General features: G+C 70.5%; 17 protein-coding genes. 16 read left to right on the top strand and 1 reads right to left on the bottom strand.

The features are described from left to right. Nucleotides 1-48: 48 nt before the first annotated feature. On the bottom strand, nt 49-597 hold the full coding sequence (locus OG485_RS13665; RefSeq protein ID WP_328668598.1) for a beta-class carbonic anhydrase: 549 nt from the start codon (nt 595-597) through the stop codon (nt 49-51). 426 nt (nt 598-1,023) lie between these two features. Between OG485_RS13665 and rsmH the strand changes: the two genes are divergently transcribed. The 16 genes from rsmH to OG485_RS13585 all read left to right on the top strand — a co-directional run bounded on the left by rsmH (nt 1,024) and on the right by OG485_RS13585 (nt 19,101). After that, on the top strand, nt 1,024-2,031 hold the full coding sequence (gene rsmH / locus OG485_RS13660) for a 16S rRNA (cytosine(1402)-N(4))-methyltransferase RsmH (protein WP_328668597.1): 1,008 nt from the start codon (nt 1,024-1,026) through the stop codon (nt 2,029-2,031). 215 nt (nt 2,032-2,246) lie between these two features. Then, nucleotides 2,247-2,777 (top strand): septum formation initiator family protein, encoded by a 531-nt coding sequence (locus tag OG485_RS13655; RefSeq protein WP_328668596.1) that lies wholly within the window; start codon nt 2,247-2,249, stop codon nt 2,775-2,777. A gap of 5 nt (nt 2,778-2,782) precedes the next feature. After that, on the top strand, nt 2,783-4,735 hold the full coding sequence (locus OG485_RS13650) for a peptidoglycan D,D-transpeptidase FtsI family protein (protein WP_328668595.1): 1,953 nt from the start codon (nt 2,783-2,785) through the stop codon (nt 4,733-4,735). Nucleotides 4,736-4,939: 204 nt separating this feature from the next. After that, complete coding sequence (locus OG485_RS13645) at nt 4,940-6,460, top strand: UDP-N-acetylmuramoyl-L-alanyl-D-glutamate--2,6-diaminopimelate ligase (protein WP_328668594.1); 1,521 nt, start codon at nt 4,940-4,942, stop codon at nt 6,458-6,460. A 4-nt stretch (nt 6,461-6,464) separates the two neighbouring features. Continuing rightward, a complete protein-coding gene (locus OG485_RS13640; protein ID WP_328668593.1) occupies nt 6,465-7,871 on the top strand; it encodes a UDP-N-acetylmuramoyl-tripeptide--D-alanyl-D-alanine ligase in 1,407 nt (468 codons plus the stop codon). Continuing rightward, a complete protein-coding gene (mraY, locus tag OG485_RS13635; protein ID WP_328674426.1) occupies nt 7,871-8,941 on the top strand; it encodes a phospho-N-acetylmuramoyl-pentapeptide-transferase in 1,071 nt (356 codons plus the stop codon). The genes OG485_RS13640 and mraY overlap by 1 nt, the downstream gene beginning before the upstream one ends. Next, a complete protein-coding gene (murD, locus tag OG485_RS13630) occupies nt 8,923-10,350 on the top strand; it encodes a UDP-N-acetylmuramoyl-L-alanine--D-glutamate ligase (protein WP_328668592.1) in 1,428 nt (475 codons plus the stop codon). The genes mraY and murD overlap by 19 nt, the downstream gene beginning before the upstream one ends. Before the next feature lie 68 nt (nt 10,351-10,418). Next, nucleotides 10,419-11,777, top strand: a complete 1,359-nt coding sequence (gene ftsW / locus OG485_RS13625) for a putative lipid II flippase FtsW (RefSeq protein WP_328668591.1) — start codon at nt 10,419-10,421, stop codon at nt 11,775-11,777. 6 nt (nt 11,778-11,783) lie between these two features. Beyond that, nucleotides 11,784-12,875 (top strand): undecaprenyldiphospho-muramoylpentapeptide beta-N-acetylglucosaminyltransferase, encoded by a 1,092-nt coding sequence (gene murG, locus OG485_RS13620; RefSeq protein WP_328453423.1) that lies wholly within the window; start codon nt 11,784-11,786, stop codon nt 12,873-12,875. Between the two features lie 25 nt (nt 12,876-12,900). Then, nucleotides 12,901-13,686, top strand: a complete 786-nt coding sequence (locus OG485_RS13615; RefSeq protein WP_328668590.1) for a cell division protein FtsQ/DivIB — start codon at nt 12,901-12,903, stop codon at nt 13,684-13,686. A 275-nt stretch (nt 13,687-13,961) separates the two neighbouring features. Next, complete coding sequence (ftsZ, locus tag OG485_RS13610) at nt 13,962-15,155, top strand: cell division protein FtsZ (protein ID WP_328668589.1); 1,194 nt, start codon at nt 13,962-13,964, stop codon at nt 15,153-15,155. Beyond that, the gene (pgeF, locus tag OG485_RS13605; RefSeq protein ID WP_328668588.1) at nt 15,152-15,889 is read left to right on the top strand and encodes a peptidoglycan editing factor PgeF; all 738 of its coding nucleotides are present in this window, start codon (nt 15,152-15,154) and stop codon (nt 15,887-15,889) included. Before ftsZ ends, pgeF begins: the two co-directional genes overlap by 4 nt. Before the next feature lie 6 nt (nt 15,890-15,895). After that, nucleotides 15,896-16,615, top strand: coding sequence for a YggS family pyridoxal phosphate-dependent enzyme (locus OG485_RS13600; RefSeq protein ID WP_328668587.1), 720 nt, complete (start codon nt 15,896-15,898; stop codon nt 16,613-16,615). Nucleotides 16,616-16,744: 129 nt separating this feature from the next. Next, nucleotides 16,745-17,386 carry a cell division protein SepF gene (gene sepF, locus OG485_RS13595; RefSeq protein WP_328668586.1) on the top strand — a complete coding sequence of 214 codons (642 nt, stop codon included), beginning with the start codon at nt 16,745-16,747 and terminating at the stop codon, nt 17,384-17,386. 52 nt (nt 17,387-17,438) lie between these two features. Then, nucleotides 17,439-17,726, top strand: a complete 288-nt coding sequence (locus OG485_RS13590; RefSeq protein WP_326788310.1) for a YggT family protein — start codon at nt 17,439-17,441, stop codon at nt 17,724-17,726. A gap of 55 nt (nt 17,727-17,781) precedes the next feature. Beyond that, a complete protein-coding gene (locus tag OG485_RS13585) occupies nt 17,782-19,101 on the top strand; it encodes a DivIVA domain-containing protein (RefSeq protein ID WP_328668585.1) in 1,320 nt (439 codons plus the stop codon). Nucleotides 19,102-19,425: the final 324 nt, after the last annotated feature.

The raw sequence follows: 19,425 nt of genomic DNA, 5'->3' as shown, positions 1-19,425 counted from the left end.
TCCCACGAGCGGCGGAGGACCGGCGACCAGGGGCTCCGGCGGGGCCCGTCAGGAGGGGTCGATCTCCCGCAGCAGGCCCGTCGTGACGTCGAAGACGAAGCCCCGTACGTCGTCGGTGTGCACCAGAAAAGGGGAGGTGCGCACCCGCTGCATCGACTGCCGTACGTCCTGTTCGACGTCCCGGAAGGCCTCGACCGCCCAGGCGGGGCGCTGGCCGACCTCCATCTCCAGGTCGTGCCGGAACTCCTCCGTGAGGGATTCCAGGCCGCAGCCGGTGTGGTGGATGAGGGCCACGCTGCGGGTGCCGAGGGCGCGCTGGCTGATGGTGAGGGAGCGGATCACGTCGTCGGTGACCACGCCGCCCGCGTTGCGGATGGTGTGGCAGTCGCCGAGCTGCAGGCCGAGCGCGGCGTGCAGGTCGAGACGGGCGTCCATGCACGCGACCACGGCGACCCGCAGCACGGGGCGGGCGTCCATTCCCGGGTCGGAGAAGGCGGCGGCGTATTTCCCGTTCGCGTCGACGAGTCGGTCGGTGACCGTGCGCTCGTCGTCTATGGCCTCTTCGGGTTCGGCGGGAACAGATGCGGAAGTCGACATACCTGTGACGTTACTGGTCACGCTTGGGCCGGTCCTGTTGTGAGAGGGGACAAAGAATGTCATCGCGGCTTGTTGTGAGGTAATCCACACGGGCGGTGACGACGTGCCCGTTCGGGTGATTCTTCCGGATCCGCGGCTTCGGTCCGAGCGCCGTCCGCGACGCGCAAGCCAGTTGGTTGACCGCGCGACACCGTGGACTAAAGTGACGCGAAGCGGGAGGCGAGGCTCTCCCCGTTGGACTGTTTTCCCCAGGAGACCCGGCGACTTTCCGGAGTTTCCCCGCGTGCGCGGCGCGTACGTACGGCTCGGCCTCCTCCTGCTCCCGGTCGGCTGACGCCATTCATCCGGCGCCGGCAGGCCTCCCTTTCCCGAGCGGGTGGGGACCCGGCGGTGCGTACGGCCGCGCCGGACCTGAGAGGGCCCGGAATGAAAGGGCGCGAAGCGCTTCCCGACGAGGGTGACAGCGGGCGACCGGAGGGACAGAGCCGACACGTCCCGGTCATGCTCCGGCGGTGCCTGGACATGCTGGCCCCGGCCCTCGCCGAGCCGGGAGCCGTGGTCGTCGACTGCACGCTCGGGCTCGGCGGTCACAGCGAGGCACTGCTCACCCGGTTCCCCGGAGTGCGGCTCGTCGCCCTGGACCGTGACAAGGAGGCGCTGCGCCTCTCCGGAGAGCGGCTCGCCCCCTACGGTGACCGCGCCGCCCTGGTGCACGCCGTCTACGACGAACTGCCCGACGTGCTCGACCGCCTGGACATCCCGCGCGTCCAGGGCGTCCTGTTCGACCTCGGTGTCTCGTCCATGCAACTCGACGAGGCCGACCGGGGGTTCGCGTACGCGCAGGACGCCCCGCTCGACATGCGCATGGACCAGACGACCGGCATGAGCGCCGCCGAGGTGCTCAACACCTACCCGCCGGGCGAACTGGTGCGGATCCTGCGGGCGTACGGCGAGGAGAAGCAGGCCAAGCGGATCGTCTCCGCGGTCGTGCGCGAGCGCGAGAAGGAGCCCTTCACCAACAGCGCGCGGCTCGTCGAGCTGATCCGTGACGCGCTGCCCCAGGCGGCCAAGCGCACCGGCGGCAACCCCGCCAAGCGCACCTTCCAGGCGCTGCGCATCGAGGTCAACGGCGAACTGAGTGTCCTGGAGAGGGCGATTCCCGCGGCCGTGAAGGCCCTCGCCGTCGGCGGCCGCATCGCCGTGCTGTCGTACCACTCGCTGGAGGACCGGCTGGTCAAGCAGGTGTTCGCGGCCGGCGCCGCCAACACCGCGCCGCCCGGACTGCCGGTGGTCCCCGAGCGCTACCAGCCCCGGCTCAAGCTCCTCACCCGCGGTGCCGAACTTCCCACCGAGGAAGAGGTCGCCGAGAACCGGCGGGCCGCTCCCGCCCGGTTGCGGGGAGCGGAGCGCATCCGCGAGGAGTCTGCCGAGTGAGGCGCGGGGAGAAGGAGGGGCCGTGAGGCGGAAACCCGGGCTCGCGCGACGCCGTGGGCCCGATGTCCGGACCCGGCGGACGGCGGGGACCGGGCATCCGGACCCGCGCCGGTTCCCCGGGCCCGGGAACCGGACGCACGGTGGTTTCGTGAATAGGGGAACCGGACCCATGGAGCGGCCGTGAAGGCGGCGCACCAGAGCCACAGGGAGGGCGCGTGAGCGGCAGACCCGAACTCAGGGGACGGGCCGCCCGGCTCGCGCGGCTCCTCCCCGCCGGGGCCGGGCAGGCGGCCCGTACCCCCTTCGTCCTCCTGGTCGTCCTTCTCCTCGGCGGCGGCCTCATCGGGCTCCTCGTGCTGAACTCGGCGCTCAGCGAAGGCGCGTTCCGCCTCGACGACCTCCAGAAGGAGACCAAGAGCCTGACCGACGAGGAACAGGCCCTCCAGCGGGACGTGGACTCCTACTCGGCCCCCGACGCCCTCCAGCGCCGCGCCCGCGAACTCGGCATGGTCCCCGGCGGCGATCCGGCCTTCCTCGGCCCCGACGGCAAGGTCAAGGGCGTTCCCGGAGCCGCCGGAGCCGCCGCGAGCGCCCCGGTGATTCCCCCGCCCGAGGTCCTCGCCCCCTCTCCGGCCCGCACCCCGAGCCGGGCCGCGGGTCCGGCGCGCGGCGCGACACCGGCTCCCGGCTCGCGGCAGCGCTCCGCGGGAGCATCCACACAGCCCCCCACGACCCCTGGCAGGTGACGGAAGTGTCCGACAGGGAACCGCCGCGCCGCCGGGTGCCCGGCCCCGCCAGGCCCGCGCGCCCCGCCGGCCGGAACCGTCCGGGGCCGGGTGCCCGCCCGGTACGCCGCCCGGCCGCGAACCGCTCCGACGGCCCGCGTCTCATCCGGCTCGGCAGCCCGCGCCCCCGTCTGCGCATGGTCAGCCTCGCCCTGACGCTGGTGATGATCGCGTTCGTCGTACGGCTGCTCCAGGTGCAGGCCGTGGACGCGGGCGCCTACGCCGCCAAGGCCGAGCAGAACCGCTATGTCGGGCGCACCCTGGCCGCCGAGCGCGGTGGGATCACCGACCGGGACGGCGTCGAACTGGCGACGAGCGTGGACGCGTACGACATCACCGCGGACCCGACGATGTTCACCCGCGAGGCCACCAAGGTGGGGGACGCACCCGAACAGGCCGCCGCGCTCCTCGGCCCGATCATCGGCCAGGACGTCGACACCGTCGCCAGGAAGCTGCGGACGGAGAACACCCGCTACGTCCTCCTCGCGCACCGCCGCACCCCCCAGGTCTGGCAGCAGATCAAGGACCTCAAGAGCACCCTCGGGACCAAGGCCGAGACCGACCGGAGCACGGTCAACGTCCTCGCGGGCGTCCTCGCGGTACCGGCCAGCAAGCGGGTGTACCCGAACGGCGACCTCGCCGCCGGGATACTGGGCTGGGTCAACGCCGAGGGCAAGGGCGCCGGAGGCGTCGAGCAGCAGCTGGACAAGGAGCTCACCGGCAAGGACGGCAAGATCCGCTACGCCCAGTCCGGGGGCCGTCAGGTGCCGACCGTGGGTTCCACCGAGACACCGGCCGTGGCCGGTTCCGATGTCGAGCTCACCATCGACCGGGACATCCAGTGGGCCGCGCAGGACGCCATCAGCGAGCAGGTGAAGAAGTCCGGGGCGGACCGCGGCTACGTGATAGTGCAGGACACGAGGACCGGCCAGATCCTCGCCATGGCCAACGCGCCCGGCTTCGACCCCAACGACCTCACCCAGGCCGACGCGGCGGCCATGGGCAACGCGGCGCTCCAGGACGCGTACGAGCCCGGCTCCACCGCCAAGGTGATGTCGATGGCCGCCGTCCTCCAGGAGAACGCGGCGACCCCCGCGACCCATGTCGTCGTGCCCAACCGGCTGCACCGCGGCGACCGGCTCTTCCAGGACGACGTCGACCACAAGACCTGGAACCTCACGCTCAACGGCGTTCTCGCCATGTCCAGCAACATCGGCACCATCCTGGCGACCGGCCAGCTCGGAAAGACCCAGAAACAGGCCAACCAGGTCCTCTACTCGTATCTGCGCAAGTTCGGCATCGGCAGCCAGACCGGGCTCGGTTTCCCCGGCGAGACGGCGGGCATCCTCGCTCCCGCCGGCAAGTGGTCGACCTCGCAGCAGTACACGATCCCTTTCGGCCAGGGCGTGTCGATCAACGCGATGCAGGCGGCCTCCGTCTACTCGACGATCGCCAACGGCGGCGTCCGTGTCGAACCGACCCTGGTGCGCGGTACGAAGGGGCCCGACGGCCGCTTCGCACCCGCCGCCGAGCCGAGGAAGACCCGGGTCGTGAGCGAGAAGACGGCGAAGGCGCTCGCCCGGATGCTGGAGTCCGTGGTGGACGACAAGCAGGGCACCGGCATCAGGGCGCGCATCCCCGGGTACCGGGTCGCGGGCAAGACCGGTACGGCCAACCGCGTGGATCCGGCCACCGGGAAGTACCACGGCTACACCTCCTCCTTCGCCGGCTTCGCCCCCGCCGACAAGCCCCGGATCACCGTCTACTGCGCGATCCAGAACGCCACGAAGGGCAGCTACTACGGCGGCCAGATCTGCGGACCCGTCTTCAAGCAGGTGATGGAGTTCGCCCTGAAGACCCTTCAGGTCCCGCCCACCGGCGCGCCCGCCGCCCGTCTGCCCGTGGAGTTCACGCCGTGACCGCCTCCGACCGCACGCCCTGATCAGCCCTCACGCACAACGGACCAGGAACCACTCGTGACAACGATCACCCCGGACCCCGGGAACCAGCCCTCCGCTCACACCCCGTCCGCGCCCTCGCTTCGCCCCGGCGGGGGTGGGCCCGGTACGCTCACCGCCGTGCCACAAGCTGATCAGTCCCAAACCACCCAGAAGGGCGTCCCTGTGACATATCCGGGGCCGCCGCGTCCGGTTCACGTCTCCGCCATCCCCGTCGCGGAGCTGGCCGATCAGCTGGGCGCCGAGACGCCGTCGAGCGACGCCGGGGTCACGGGCATCACCCATGACTCCCGGGCGGTGCGGCCCGGCGACGTGTACGCCGCCCTGCCCGGCGCCCGACTGCACGGAGCCGACTTCGTGACCCAGGCGGCCGGCCTCGGCGCCGTCGCCGTGCTCACCGACCCGACCGGCGCCGACCGCGCCGCGGCCACCGGTCTGCCGGTCCTCGTCGTGGAGAACCCGCGCGGATCGATGGGAGAGCTGGCGGCCACCATCTACGGCCACCCGGGGCGCGATCTCCTCCAGATCGGCATCACGGGCACCTCCGGCAAGACCACGACGGCCTACCTCGTCGAGGGCGGCCTCAAGACGGTCCGCTCCACCGGCCTGATCGGCACCGTCGAGATGCGCATCGGGGACGAGCGCATCAAGTCCGAGCGCACCACGCCCGAGGCCACCGACCTCCAGGCCCTGTTCGCCGTCATGCGCGAGCGCGGGGTCGACTCCGTCGCGATGGAGGTCTCCAGCCACGCGCTGGTCCTCGGCCGCGTCGACGGCTGCGTCTTCGACGTCGCCGTCTTCAACAACCTCAGCCCGGAACACATGGAGTTCCACACGGGCATGGAGGACTACTTCCAGGCCAAGGCCCAGCTGTTCACGGCCAGGCGCAGCCGGCTCGGCGTCGTGAACCTCGACGACGAGTACGGCCGCAGGCTCGCCGGGGAGGCCACCGTCCCCGTCGTCACCTTCTCCGCCGAGGGCCACCCGGACGCCGACTGGCGCGCCGAGGAGGTCGAGGTCGGCCCGATGGACTCGACGTTCACCGCGGTGGGCCCGAAGGGCGAGCGGATCACCGCCCGCTCGCCGCTCGCCGGCCCCTTCAACGTGGCGAACACGCTCGCCGCGATCGTCGCCCTCGCGGCCGCCGGGATCGACCCGCAGACCGCGGCCGACGGCATCGCCGCCGTCCCCGGGGTCCCGGGCCGGCTGGAGCGCGTGGACGAGGGCCAGCCCTACCTCGCCGTCGTCGACTACGCCCACAAGACGGACGCCGTCGAATCCGTCCTGCGCGCCCTGCGCAAGGTGACCGAGGGCAGACTGCACGTGGTGCTCGGCTGCGGCGGCGACCGTGACAGGACCAAGAGGAAGCCGATGGGCGCGGCCGTGGCCCGGCTCGCCGACACCGCCGTCCTCACCTCCGACAACCCCCGTTCCGAGGATCCGCTCGCGATCCTCGCCACGATGCTCGCGGGAGCCGCCGAGGTACCGGCCCACGAGCGGGGCGAGATCCAGGTCTTCGAGGACCGGGCCGCCGCCATCGCCGCGGCCGTCGCGCGCGCAAAGCCGGGAGACACCGTGCTGGTCGCGGGCAAGGGCCACGAGCAGGGCCAGGACATCGCCGGGGTGGTGCGTCCCTTCGACGACCGCCAGGTGCTTCGCGAAGCTATCCAGCAGACCCAGGGATGAACTTGTGATCGCCCTTTCTCTCGCCGAGATCGCAGCAGTCGTCGGCGGGCAGACGTACGACATACCGGATCCGGCGCTACAGGTCACCGGACCGGTCGTCAGGGACTCCCGTGAAGTGGAGTCCGGCAGCCTCTTCGTCGCCTTCGTCGGCGAACGCGTGGACGGGCACGACTACGCCGGGGCGGTGATCGCGGCCGGCGCGGCCGCCGTCCTGGCGTCCCGCCCCGTCGGCGTGCCCGCCATCGTCGTCGACGACGTGCAGACGGCTCTCGGCGCCCTCGCCCGCCATGTCGTCGAACGGCTCGGCGCGACCCTCGTGGCCCTCACCGGCTCCGCGGGCAAGACCAGCACCAAGGACCTGATCGCCCAGGTGCTGCGGAGCAAGGCGCCGACCGTCTTCACCCCCGGTTCCCTCAACAACGAGATCGGACTGCCGCTCACCGCGCTCAGCGCCACCGAGGAGACGAAGTTCCTCGTGCTGGAGATGGGCGCCCGCGGCGTCGGCCACATCCGTTATCTGACGGAGCTCACCCCGCCGAAGATCGGTCTCGTCCTCAACGTCGGCACCGCCCACATCGGCGAGTTCGGCGGCCGCGAACAGATCGCGCAAGCAAAGGGCGAGCTCGTCGAGAGCCTCCCCGAGGACGGCGCCGCGATCCTGAACGCCGACGATCCCCTCGTCCGCGCCATGGCGTCGCGCACGAAGGCGCGCGTGATCCTCTTCGGAGAGTCCGACGAAGCGGACGTACGGGCCGAGAACGTCCGGCTCACGGAGAGCGGACAGCCTTCCTTCAGTCTTCGCACACCCTCCGGGTGCAGTGATGTGACCATGCGCCTGTACGGTGAGCACCACGTGTCGAACGCGCTCGCCGCGGCCGCCGTCGCCCATGAGCTGGGCATGTCCGCAGACGAGATCGCCCGCGCGCTCTCCGAGGCGGGCTCCCTCTCCCGCTGGCGGATGGAGGTCACCGAGCGTCCGGACGGCGTGACGGTCGTCAACGACGCCTACAACGCGAACCCCGAGTCCATGCGAGCCGCCCTGCGCGCGCTCGCGGCAATGGGCAAGGGACGTCGTACGTGGGCGGTGCTCGGTCAGATGGCCGAGCTCGGGGACGAGGCGCTCGCCGAGCACGACGCGGTCGGACGGCTTGCCGTCCGGCTCAATGTCGGCAAGCTCGTCGCGGTCGGGGGCAGGGAAGCGTCCTGGCTGCAACTGGGCGCATATAACGAGGGTTCGTGGGGTGAGGAGTCGGTGCACGTGTCCGACGCACAGGCGGCTGTCGACCTGTTGCGCAGCGAGCTGCGCCCAGGGGACGTCGTGCTCGTGAAGGCGTCCAGGTCCGTCGGGCTGGAACGGGTGGCGCTCGCGCTGCTCGCCGACGGTACCGAGGGTGAGGTTTCCGCCCGATGATGAAGCAGATCCTGTTCGCGGGAGTCCTCGGTCTTTTCCTGACCCTGGCCGGCACTCCGCTGCTGATCAAGCTGCTGGCCAAGAAGGGCTACGGCCAGTACATCCGCGACGACGGCCCGCGCGAGCACGCCAGCAAGCGCGGTACGCCGACCATGGGTGGTATCGCCTTCATCCTGGCGACGATCGCCGCCTACTTCCTGAGCAAGCTCATCACCGGCTACGCGCCGACCTACTCGGGTCTGCTGGTCCTCGGCCTGATGTTCGGCATGGGCATGGTCGGCTTCCTGGACGACTACATCAAGATCGTCAAGCGTCGTTCGCTCGGTCTGCGGGCCAAGGCGAAGATGGCAGGACAGCTGATCGTCGGCATCTCCTTCGCGGTGCTGGCCCTGATGTTCCCCGACAACCGAGGCAACACCCCGGCTTCCACCAAGCTGTCGTTCATCACCGACTTCGGCTGGACGATCGGCCCGGTGCTGTTCGTGATCTGGGCGCTGTTCATGATCCTCGCGATGTCGAACGGCGTGAACCTGACCGACGGTCTGGACGGTCTGGCCACCGGCGCCTCCGTCCTCGTCTTCGGCGCCTACACGTTCATCGGGGTCTGGCAGTTCCAGGAGTCGTGCGCCAACGCGACGACCCTGACCAACCCGGGTGCCTGCTACGAGGTGCGCGATCCGCTCGACCTGGCCGTGGTGGCCTCCGCCCTGATGGGTGCCTGCCTGGGCTTCCTGTGGTGGAACACGTCGCCCGCCAAGATCTTCATGGGCGACACGGGTTCGCTCGCCCTCGGCGGTGTCCTCACCGGCCTGGCCATCCTCTCCCGCACCGAGCTGCTGGTGGCCATCATGGGCGGCCTGTTCGTCCTCATCACCATGTCGGTGGTCATCCAGGTCGGCTCCTTCAAGCTGACCGGGAAGCGTGTCTTCCGCATGGCCCCGCTTCAGCACCACTTCGAACTCAAGGGCTGGTCCGAAGTCCTTGTGGTGGTCCGATTCTGGATCATCCAGGGCATCTGCGTGATCGTCGGACTCGGCCTCTTCTACGCGGGATGGGCAGCCAAGAAGTGACCAACTGGCAGGGGAAGCGCGTCACCGTCGCCGGCCTCGGCGTATCGGGAATCCCGGCGGCCAAGGTCCTGCACGGCCTCGGGGCGCTCGTCACGGTCGTCAACGACGGCGACGACGAACGGGCCCGTGCGCAGGCCGCGGACCTGGAGGCGCTCGGCGTCACCGTGCGCCTCGGTGACGGCGCGACCCTGCCCGAGGGCACCGAACTCATCGTGACCGCGCCCGGCTGGCAGCCGGACAAGCCGCTGTTCACCGCGGCCGCCGAGGCGGGCGTCCCCGTCTGGGGCGACGTCGAACTCGCCTGGCGGCTGCGGGGGCTGGACGGCAGGGAGCCGGCCCCCTGGCTCGCGGTCACCGGCACCAACGGCAAGACCACCACCGTCCAGATGCTCGCCTCCATCCTGAAGGCGGCGGGCCTGCGCACGGCGGCGGTCGGGAACATCGGCGTCTCCCTCCTCGACGCCGTCCTCGGCGAGGAGCCCTACGACGTCCTCGCGGTCGAACTCTCCAGCTACCAGCTCCACTGGGCGCCCTCGCTGCGCGCCCACTCCGGGGCCGTGCTGAACCTCGCGCCCGACCATCTCGACTGGCACGGCTCCATGGAGGCGTACGCCGCCGACAAGGGCCGTATCTACGAGGGCAATCGCGTCGCGTGCGTCTACAACGTGGCCGACAAGGCCACCGAGGACCTGGTGCGCGCCGCGGACGTCGAGGAGGGGTGCCGCGCCGTCGGCTTCACCCTCGGCGCCCCGGGGCCCTCCCAACTCGGCGTCGTGGACGGCATCCTGGTCGACCGCGCCTTCGTCGAGAACCGGCAGAAGAACGCCCAGGAGCTGGCGGAGGTCTCCGACGTCACTCCGCCCGCCCCGCACAACATCGCCAACGCCCTTGCCGCGGCGGCCCTCGCGCGCGCCTTCGGGGTGCCTCCCCGGGCCGTACGGGACGGGCTGCGGGACTTCACCCCGGACGCGCACCGCATCGCGCACGTGGCCGACGTGGACGAGGTCGCCTACGTCGACGACTCCAAGGCCACCAACACGCATGCCGCGGAAGCCTCCTTGGCGGCCTACGAGTCGATCGTGTGGATCGCCGGAGGGCTCGCCAAGGGCGCGACCTTCGACGAGCTCGTCGCCCGGTCGGCGAAGCGGCTGCGGGGCGTCGTCCTGATCGGCGCGGACCGCGCGCTGATCCGTGAAGCCCTGGCGCGACACGCCCCCGAGGTACCGGTCGTCGACCTCGACCGGACCGACACTGGGGCGATGCTCGCGGCTGTCCAGGAGGCCAGGGGGCTCGCCGAGCCCGGGGACACCGTGCTGCTGGCCCCGGCCTGCGCGTCGATGGACATGTTCGCCAACTACAACAAGCGCGGTGACGCGTTCGCGGAGGCGGTCCGCGAACTCGGCGCCTGACCCGGTTGCCTGGCCGGGCGAACCAGGGAGGGACGGACGCGTGACATCGCTGTGGACCAAAGACTCCGATGCCGACTAGCCGCACCGGCCGTCCTCCCGTGCGGCGGGCCGGCCGTCCCGCCGCCGGGGTGCCGCGCGACAACCCCGTACGCCGTCTCTACCTGCGTGCCCGCAAGGCCTGGGACCGGCCGCTGACCGCGTACTACCTGATCCTGGGCGGCAGCCTGCTGATCACCGTGCTGGGGCTCGTGATGGTCTACTCGGCCTCGCAGATCACGGCGCTCCAGCTCTCGCTGCCCGGCTCGTACTTCTTCCGCAAGCAGTTCCTGGCCGCCCTGATCGGCGGCGTGCTGCTGTTCGCCGCCTCCCGGATGCCGGTGAAACTGCACCGGGCGCTGGCCTACCCGATCCTGGCGGGCGCCGTCTTCATGATGGTTCTGGTGCAGGTGCCCGGGATAGGTCTCTCGGTCAACGGCAACCAGAACTGGATCTCGCTGGGCGGCTCGTTCCAGATCCAGCCCAGCGAGTTCGGCAAGCTCGCGCTCGTGCTCTGGGGAGCCGATCTGCTCGCTCGCAAACAGGACAAGCGGCTGCTGACCCAGTGGAAACACATGCTGGTGCCGCTCGTGCCCGCCGCCTTCATGCTGCTTGGCCTGATCATGCTGGGCGGCGACATGGGCACGGCGATCATCCTCACCGCCATCCTGTTCGGGCTGCTGTGGCTGGCCGGGGCGCCCACCCGGCTGTTCGTGGGCGTGCTCTCCGTCGCGCTGGCGATCGGCTTCCTCCTCATCAGGACGAGCCCCAACCGCATGTCCAGGCTGGCCTGCATCGGCGCGACCGAGCCGGGGCCGCACGACACCTGCTGGCAGGCCGTGCACGGCATCTACGCCCTCGCCTCCGGCGGACTCTTCGGCTCCGGCCTCGGGGCCAGTGTGGAGAAATGGGGCCAACTGCCCGAAGCGCACACCGACTTCATCTTCGCCATCACTGGGGAGGAACTGGGCCTCGCGGGGACGCTGTCGGTGCTCGCCCTGTTCGCGGCTCTAGGCTATGCGGGTATCCGCGTGGCCGGACGCACGGAGGACCCCTTCGTGAGGTATGCCGCGGGAGGCGTGACCACCTGGATCACGGCGCAGGCCGTGATCAACATCGGTGCGGTGCTCGGTCTGCTGCCGATCGCCGGTGTCCCGCTCCCGCTGTTCTCCTACGGGGGCTCCGCCCTGCTGCCGACCATGTTCGCCATCGGGTTGCTGATCGCCTTCGCGCGTGAGGACCCCGCTGCGCGGGCGGCTCTCGCGATGCGGCAACCCCGCTTTGGCAGAAAGCGGGGTGCGGTGAGAGAGTCCGCAAGGGCCGCGGGGCCCCGGAGATGGAACACGATGCGACGGCGTGCCTCTGCGGCGCGTTCGTCCGGAGAGCGGTGAATTTCGGTGCATGTCGTACTCGCCGGCGGGGGGACCGCCGGCCACATCGAGCCCGCGCTCGCCCTCGCGGATGCCCTGCGCAGGCAGGACCCGACCGTGGGAATCACGGCCCTGGGCACGGAACGCGGACTGGAGACCCGGCTCGTACCCGAGCGCGGCTACGAACTCGCGCTGATCCCGGCCGTACCGCTGCCGCGCAAGCCCACCCCCGAACTGATCACCGTCCCGGGACGGCTGCGCGGCACGATCAAGGCCGTCGAGCAGATCATGGAGCGGACCAAGGCGGACGCGGTCGTCGGCTTCGGCGGCTATGTCGCCCTGCCCGGCTACCTGGCGGCCAAGCGCCTCGGCGTGCCGATCATCATCCACGAGGCCAACGCCCGCCCCGGCCTCGCCAACAAGATCGGATCGCGGTACGCGGCGCAGGTGGCCGTCTCCACGCCCGACAGCAAGCTCCGCGGGGCCCGTTACATCGGCATCCCGCTGCGCCGCTCCATCGCCACCCTGGACCGCGCAGCGGTACGGCCCGAGGCGCGCGCCGCGTTCGGGCTCGACCCGAACCTGCCGACGCTGCTCGTGTCGGGCGGCTCGCAGGGCGCCCGCCGCCTCAACGAGGTGGTCCAGCAGGCGGCTCCGTACCTCCAGCAGGCCGGGATCCAGATCCTGCACGTGGTGGGTCCGAAGAACGAACTGCCGCAGGTGCAGCAGATGCCGGGAATGCCCCCGTACATCCCGGTATCGTATGTGGACCGGATGGATCTCGCGTACGCCGCGGCCGACATGATGCTCTGCCGCTCGGGCGCGATGACCGTCGCCGAGCTCTCCGCCGTCGGACTGCCCGCCGCCTACGTCCCGCTGCCCATCGGCAACGGCGAACAGCGGCTGAACGCCCAGCCGGTGGTCAAGGCCGGCGGCGGACTGCTGGTCGACGACGCTGAGCTGACCCCGCAGTGGGTGCAGCAGAACGTGCTGCCCGTGCTCGCGGACCCGCACAAGCTGTACGAGATGTCCGTCGCCGCCAGTGAGTTCGGCCGCCGGGACGCCGACGACCTGCTCGTCGGCATGGTGTACGAGGCGATCGCCTCGCGCCACCGCTAGGACCGCATGAGGGAAGGCAGGGAGTGTGGCCGGACCGACGACCGCCGAGCGCGGTGAACGGCAGAAGCTGGAGTCCGGCCCGCCCCGGCCGCCCCTCGCCGGGCGGCTCCGCCGCCTTCGCAGGCTCATCGTCCTTTTGCTCGCCGTGGTGTTGGCCGGGGCGGCCGCGGTGTGGATCCTCTACGGCTCCGCCTGGCTGCGCACGGAGCGCGTGTCCGTCTCCGGGACGCGGGTGCTGACCGTCGCGCAGGTGCGGGAGGCGGCCGGTGTACCGGTCGGATCCCCGCTGGTCTCCGTCGACACGGACGCGATCGAGGCGCGGCTGCTCAGGGAATTGCCCCGGATCGACTCGGTCGAGGTCTTCCGGTCCTGGCCGCACGGAATCGGTCTGCGCGTGACCGAACGGACTCCGGTCCTGATGGTCAGAAAAGGCACGAAATTCGTCGAAGTGGACGCCGGGGGAGTCCGGTTCGCCACGGTTTCCGCCGCTCCGAAGGGTGTACCCGTCCTGGAGTTGGCGGTGTCGAAGCGCGCCGCGGCGCGCCGCTTCCCCGCCGACCGGCTCGTGCGCGAGGCGGTGCGGATCGCGCGGGACATTCCGGACGAAGTCGCCCGTGACACCCGTACCGTCAAGGTCCGTTCCTACGACGCCGTTTCGCTGGAGTTGAGCGGCGGCCGGACCGTCGAGTGGGGCAGCGCCGAGAAGGGCCGGGCGAAGGCCAGGACGCTCCTTGCTCTCATGAAAGCCGATTCCGGGGCCCGGCACTTCGACGTAAGTGCCCCCACCGCCCCCGCATCGTCGAGCAGTTGACCCGCATCGATGCAGGCCAGCACCCTGGTTGGGCAGTGTCGAGCCTGATCACATAGGGTGAAAAGAAAAACGGGAGGTTCGGCGTGTTCGTTGAACGCGCACCACTTGTCGACTTAGTGTCCTGTTCGGAAGAGTCCAAGGAACAGACACACTGGTAACCCTAAACTTCAGCGTTAGGGTTCGGGTCGGCGTTCGGACCGCCCCATTCGGCATCAGTCGTCGGATCGCGAACACGCGAGGCGACGACACGTAACTCGAGGCGAGAGGCCTTCGACGTGGCAGCACCGCAGAACTACCTCGCAGTCATCAAAGTCATCGGTGTCGGCGGCGGTGGTGTCAATGCCATCAACCGGATGATCGAGGTCGGTCTCAAGGGCGTCGAGTTCATCGCCATCAACACCGACGCGCAGGCGCTGTTGATGAGCGACGCCGACGTCAAGCTCGACGTCGGCCGGGAACTCACGCGCGGCCTGGGGGCCGGAGCCAACCCGGCAGTCGGCCGCAAGGCCGCCGAGGATCACCGCGAGGAGATCGAGGAGGTCCTCAAGGGGGCCGACATGGTCTTCGTGACGGCCGGAGAGGGCGGCGGCACCGGTACCGGCGGCGCGCCCGTCGTGGCCAACATCGCCCGCTCGCTGGGCGCCCTCACCATCGGCGTGGTCACCCGCCCGTTCACCTTCGAGGGCCGGCGCCGCGCCAACCAGGCCGAGGACGGCATCGCGGAACTCCGCGAAGAGGTCGACACCCTCATCGTCATCCCGAACGACCGGCTGCTGTCCATCTCGGACCGCCAGGTCTCGGTCCTCGACGCCTTCAAGTCGGCGGACCAGGTCCTGCTCTCCGGCGTCCAGGGCATCACCGACCTGATCACCACGCCCGGTCTGATCAACCTCGACTTCGCCGACGTCAAGTCCGTGATGTCCGAGGCCGGTTCGGCTCTCATGGGCATCGGCTCCGCCCGCGGCGACGACCGCGCGGTGGCGGCGGCCGAGATGGCCATCTCCTCGCCGCTGCTGGAAGCCTCCATCGACGGCGCCCGCGGCGTCCTGCTGTCCATCTCCGGTGGCTCCGACCTCGGCCTGTTCGAGATCAACGAAGCGGCCCAGCTGGTCAGCGAGGCGGCGCACCCCGAGGCCAACATCATCTTCGGCGCGGTCATCGACGACGCCCTCGGCGACGAGGTGCGGGTCACCGTCATCGCCGCCGGCTTCGACGGCGGGCAGCCGCCGGCCAAGCGGGAGAACGTCCTCGGCTCGGCCGCGACCCGACGCGACGACCCCGCCCCGTCGCGTCCCGCCGAGAGCCGCCCGTCCTTCGGGTCGCTCGGCAGCGTCACGCCCAAGGAGCCCGCTCCGGAGCCCGCCCCGGAGCCGGTCAGCGAGCTGCCGGTGTCCCCGCCGGTCCCGCCGTCCCGCTCCTACTCGGACAGCGCCGCCGAGGAACTGGACGTGCCGGACTTCCTGAAGTGATAGGACAGCGCTCCGCTGCGAGCACCGTGAGCGGCGCCCACTTCGCCTTCACCGACAGGTGGGGCGGGGTGAGCGCCGTTCCGTACGAGGAGCTCAACCTCGGCGGGGCGGTCGGCGACGACCCCGACGCCGTACGCGCCAACCGGGAACTCGCCGCCAAGGCGCTCGGACTCGACGCGGCCCGGGTCGTCTGGATGAACCAGGTGCACGGGCCGGACGTGGCGGTCGTCGAGGAGCCCTGGGGCGCCTCGGAGATCCCCGCCGTCGACGCGATCGTCACGGCGCGGCGAGGGCTCGCGCTCGCCGTCCTCACCGCCGACTGCACGCCCGTCCTGCTGGCCGACCCCGTCGCCGGTGTGGCGGCCGCCGCGCACGCGGGACGGCCCGGCATGGTCGCCGGCGTGGTTCCCGCGGCCGTACGGGCCATGGTGGAACTCGGCGCCGACCCGGCCAGGATCGTCGCCCGCACCGGACCCGCCGTCTGCGGGCGGTGCTACGAGGTGCCGGACGCGATGCGCGCCGAGGTCGCCGCCGTGGAACCCGCGGCGTACTCCGAGACCGGGTGGGGGACTCCCGCGGTCGACGTGACCGCCGGGGTGCACGCTCAGCTCGAACGGCTCGGAGTGCGCGACCGCGAGCAGTCGCCGGTGTGCACACTCGAATCAAGGGACCACTTCTCGTACCGACGGGACCGCACCACCGGGCGGCTCGCGGGTTATGTCTGGCTGGACTGATGGGGCATGACGGACCGTAAGGCGCAACTCGCCGCGAACCTGGCGAAAGTGGAAGAGCGCATCGCGGCGGCGTGCGCGGCCGCCGGGCGCGAGCGCGAAGAGGTGACCCTGATCGTGGTCACCAAGACCTATCCCGCCAGTGATGTGCGGATCCTGTCGGAACTCGGTGTGCGTCACGTGGCCGAGAACCGGGACCAGGACGCTGCGCCCAAGAGGGCGGAGTGCTCGGACCTGCCCCTGTTGTGGCATTTTGTCGGTCAATTGCAGACCAATAAGGTGCGTTCTGTGGTCGGTTACGCGGATTTCGTGCAGTCCGTCGACCGTTCCCGGCTTGTTGCGGCCCTCTCGAAGGAAGCGGTGCTGGCGGAACGCGAAGTGGGATGCCTCGTCCAGGTCGCGCTGGACGCGCAGGAGGGCGGCCGGGGCGAGCGGGGAGGCGTGGGTGTCGGCGGGGTGGAGGAGTTGGCCGACCTCGTCGCGCAGTCCCCGGGGCTCCGGTTCGACGGGCTGATGACCGTCGCTCCGCTCACCGGCGCGTACGAGGGACGTCAACAACAGGCGTTCGAGCGGCTGATGGATTTGTCGACTGTCCTGCGCCGGACCCATCCGGCTGCGAACATGGTCTCGGCAGGGATGAGCTCGGATCTCGAACAGGCCGTGGCGGCCGGAGCGACACATGTACGCGTCGGTACTGCGGTACTCGGAGTCCGACCCGGCCTCCGGTAACGTCGCCAAGAAGTCGGACCACAGCAGAAAATATGGTCATTACCGCCAAATGCGGGCATAACGACCTCGTGGATCGCGGGCACTTGGCACTTCGTCAGCCGATCCACCACAGAGCGGAGGACTCAGAGCATGGCCGGCGCGATGCGCAAGATGGCGGTCTACCTCGGCCTCGTGGAGGACGATGGGTACGACGGCAGAGGATTCGACCCCGACGACGACTTCGAGCCCGAACTCGACCCGGAGCCCGAGCGGGACCGGCGGCGGCATGAGCCGCCGCACCAGTCACATCAGGCGCACTTGTCCCAAAGGGACGAACCGGTACGAGTAGTACAGCCCCCGGCGCCGCGTGACCCGGTGCCGCATTCCGCCTCGCTCGCCTCGGAGTCCGGGCGTCCGGCGCGCATCGCCCCCGTGGCGTCCATCACACAAGAACGTCAGAGCCTGGAGAAGAACGCCCCGGTGATCATGCCCAAGGTCGTGTCGGAACGAGAGCCGTACCGGATCACCACGCTGCACCCCCGGACCTACAACGAGGCCCGTACCATCGGGGAACACTTCCGCGAGGGCACCCCGGTGATCATGAACCTGACGGAGATGGACGATACTGACGCCAAGCGACTTGTCGACTTCGCCGCCGGTTTGGTGTTCGGTCTCCACGGCAGCATCGAGCGGGTGACGCAGAAGGTGTTCCTGTTGTCGCCTGCTAACGTCGATGTCACGGCGGAGGACAAGGCTCGCATCGCAGAGGGCGGGTTCTTCAACCAGAGCTGAGACGCAGGACCGGAACACCGTATGGAAAACAGGGGAGAGGGAAGCGCGGATCATGAGCGTGGTCGGGCAGGTCTTCTACATCGCGCTGATGTGCTTCCTCATCGTGCTGATTTTCCGGTTGGTCATGGACTACGTCTTCCAGTTCGCCCGCTCATGGCAACCCGGCAAGCCGATGGTGGTCGTTCTGGAGGCCACCTACACTGTCACCGATCCACCGCTCAAGCTTCTGCGGCGGTTCATTCCGCCGCTGCGTCTCGGGGGCGTGGCGCTTGACCTGTCCTTCTTCGTGCTGATGATCATCGTTTTCATCTTGATCAGACTTGCGCAGAGCGTGATGTGAGCGATGTGAACGATACGGTCTTGCCGAATGCCGACGACTACGTTGAGGTGAAGAGATGCCGTTGACCCCCGAGGACGTGCGGAACAAACAGTTCACGACCGTCCGCCTCCGAGAAGGCTATGACGAGGACGAGGTCGATGCCTTCCTCGACGAGGTCGAAGCCGAACTGACTCGCCTGCTCCGCGAGAACGAGGACCTGCGCGCCAAGCTGGCCGCCGCCACCCGCGCGGCCGCGCAGAACCAGCAGCAGCAGGGTATGCGCAAACCGCCCGAGCAGCAGGACCAGCAGGGCCCGCCGCAGGGTATGCGAGGGCCTGGCGCTCCTGTGCCCGCCGGGATATCAGGTCCGCCGCAGGGCATGGGCGGCCCCATGGGTGGTCCGCCTCAGCTGCCGAGCGGTGCTCCCGCGCTGCCCGCGGGCCCCAGTGGCCAGGGCGGCCCGCAGGGTCAGGGCCCCATGGGCCAGGGTCCGATGGGCCAGGGCCCCATGGGTCAGGGTCCGATGGGCCAGGGCCCCATGGGTCAGGGTCCGATGGGCCAGGGCCCCATGGGTCAGGGTCCGATGGGCCAGGGCCCCATGGGTCAGGGTCCCGGCCAGATGCAGCAGATGGGTGGCCCCATGGGCCAGGGTCCCGGCCAGATGCAGCAGATGGGTGGCCCCATGGGCCAGGGTCCCGGCCAGATGCAGCAGATGGGCGGTCCCATGGGTGGCCCCATGGGCGGTCCGATGGGTGGCCCGATGGGCGGCCCCGGTCAGCAGATGCCGCAGCAGGGCCCCGGTGGCGACAGCGCCGCGCGTGTCCTCTCGCTGGCTCAGCAGACCGCCGACCAGGCGATCGCCGAGGCGCGCTCCGAAGCCAACAAGATCGTCGGTGAGGCCCGTAGCCGCGCCGAGGGTCTGGAGCGCGACGCCCGTGCCAAGGCCGACGCCCTGGAGCGGGACGCGCAGGAGAAGCACCGCGTCGCGATGGGCTCCCTGGAGTCCGCCCGCGCCACGCTGGAGCGCAAGGTCGAGGACCTGCGCGGCTTCGAGCGCGAGTACCGCACGCGTCTGAAGTCCTACCTGGAGTCGCAGCTGCGCCAGCTGGAGACGCAGGCGGACGACTCGCTCGCTCCGCCGCGTACCCCGGCCGCCGCGTCGCTGCCGGCGGCCTCCGCGCCGTCGATGGCTCCCGCGGGTGCCGGTGCGCCGTCCTACGGCGGCAACCCGGGCATGGGCGGGCCGTCGCAGGGGGGACCGTCCTACGGCGGGCAGCAGCAGATGTCGCCCGCGATGACCCAGCCGATGGCTCCGGTGCGGCCCCAGGGCCCGTCGCCGATGCAGCAGGCGCCCTCGCCGATGCGCGGGTTCCTCATCGACGAGGACGACAACTGACGGCCACCGGAACGCCTTAGGCGTCGGCAGCATTCAGGGCGGGGCCCCCGGAGAGATCCGGGGGCCCCGCCCTTTTGCGTGCCTGCCAAAGGCTTGTGCGGGGGCCAGGGGGCGCTGGTACGGGTGCGCGGGTCCATCGGCGGCCCACGGGGTCGGGACGCCCTGTACGGGCGGCTCGCGGCCCCCGGTACGGCGGCGCGTTGCACCGAGGGCCGGGGTCGGGACGCGGAGAGGCGGGCGTTACGCCGAAAGCCTGGGACAGGGCGTGGGGAGCCAGCCGTGACGCCGACGGCCCGGGGTTGGGCGTGGGGAGGCGGGCTGTGT

The sequence above is a fragment of the Streptomyces sp. NBC_00328 genome (genome assembly GCF_036139655.1).
GTDB lineage: Bacteria > Actinomycetota > Actinomycetes > Streptomycetales > Streptomycetaceae > Streptomyces.
Note: the sequence above shows the minus strand (reverse complement) of the source record. Positions and strands in the feature narration are given on the sequence as shown.

Excerpts from the sequence above, each read along its gene's own strand:
- rsmH (WP_328668597.1), top strand. The coding sequence starts at position 1,024 with ATGAAAGGGCGCGAAGCGCTTCCCGACGAGGGTGACAGCGGGCGACCG.
- ftsW (WP_328668591.1), top strand. The coding sequence starts at position 10,419 with ATGCCGACTAGCCGCACCGGCCGTCCTCCCGTGCGGCGGGCCGGCCGT.
- OG485_RS13585 (WP_328668585.1), top strand. The coding sequence starts at position 17,782 with ATGCCGTTGACCCCCGAGGACGTGCGGAACAAACAGTTCACGACCGTC.
- sepF (WP_328668586.1), top strand. The coding sequence starts at position 16,745 with ATGGCCGGCGCGATGCGCAAGATGGCGGTCTACCTCGGCCTCGTGGAG.
- murD (WP_328668592.1), top strand. The coding sequence starts at position 8,923 with ATGGGCAGCCAAGAAGTGACCAACTGGCAGGGGAAGCGCGTCACCGTC.
- mraY (WP_328674426.1), top strand. The coding sequence starts at position 7,871 with ATGAAGCAGATCCTGTTCGCGGGAGTCCTCGGTCTTTTCCTGACCCTG.
- OG485_RS13665 (WP_328668598.1), bottom strand. The coding sequence starts at position 597 with ATGTCGACTTCCGCATCTGTTCCCGCCGAACCCGAAGAGGCCATAGAC.
- OG485_RS13600 (WP_328668587.1), top strand. The coding sequence starts at position 15,896 with ATGACGGACCGTAAGGCGCAACTCGCCGCGAACCTGGCGAAAGTGGAA.
- OG485_RS13590 (WP_326788310.1), top strand. The coding sequence starts at position 17,439 with ATGAGCGTGGTCGGGCAGGTCTTCTACATCGCGCTGATGTGCTTCCTC.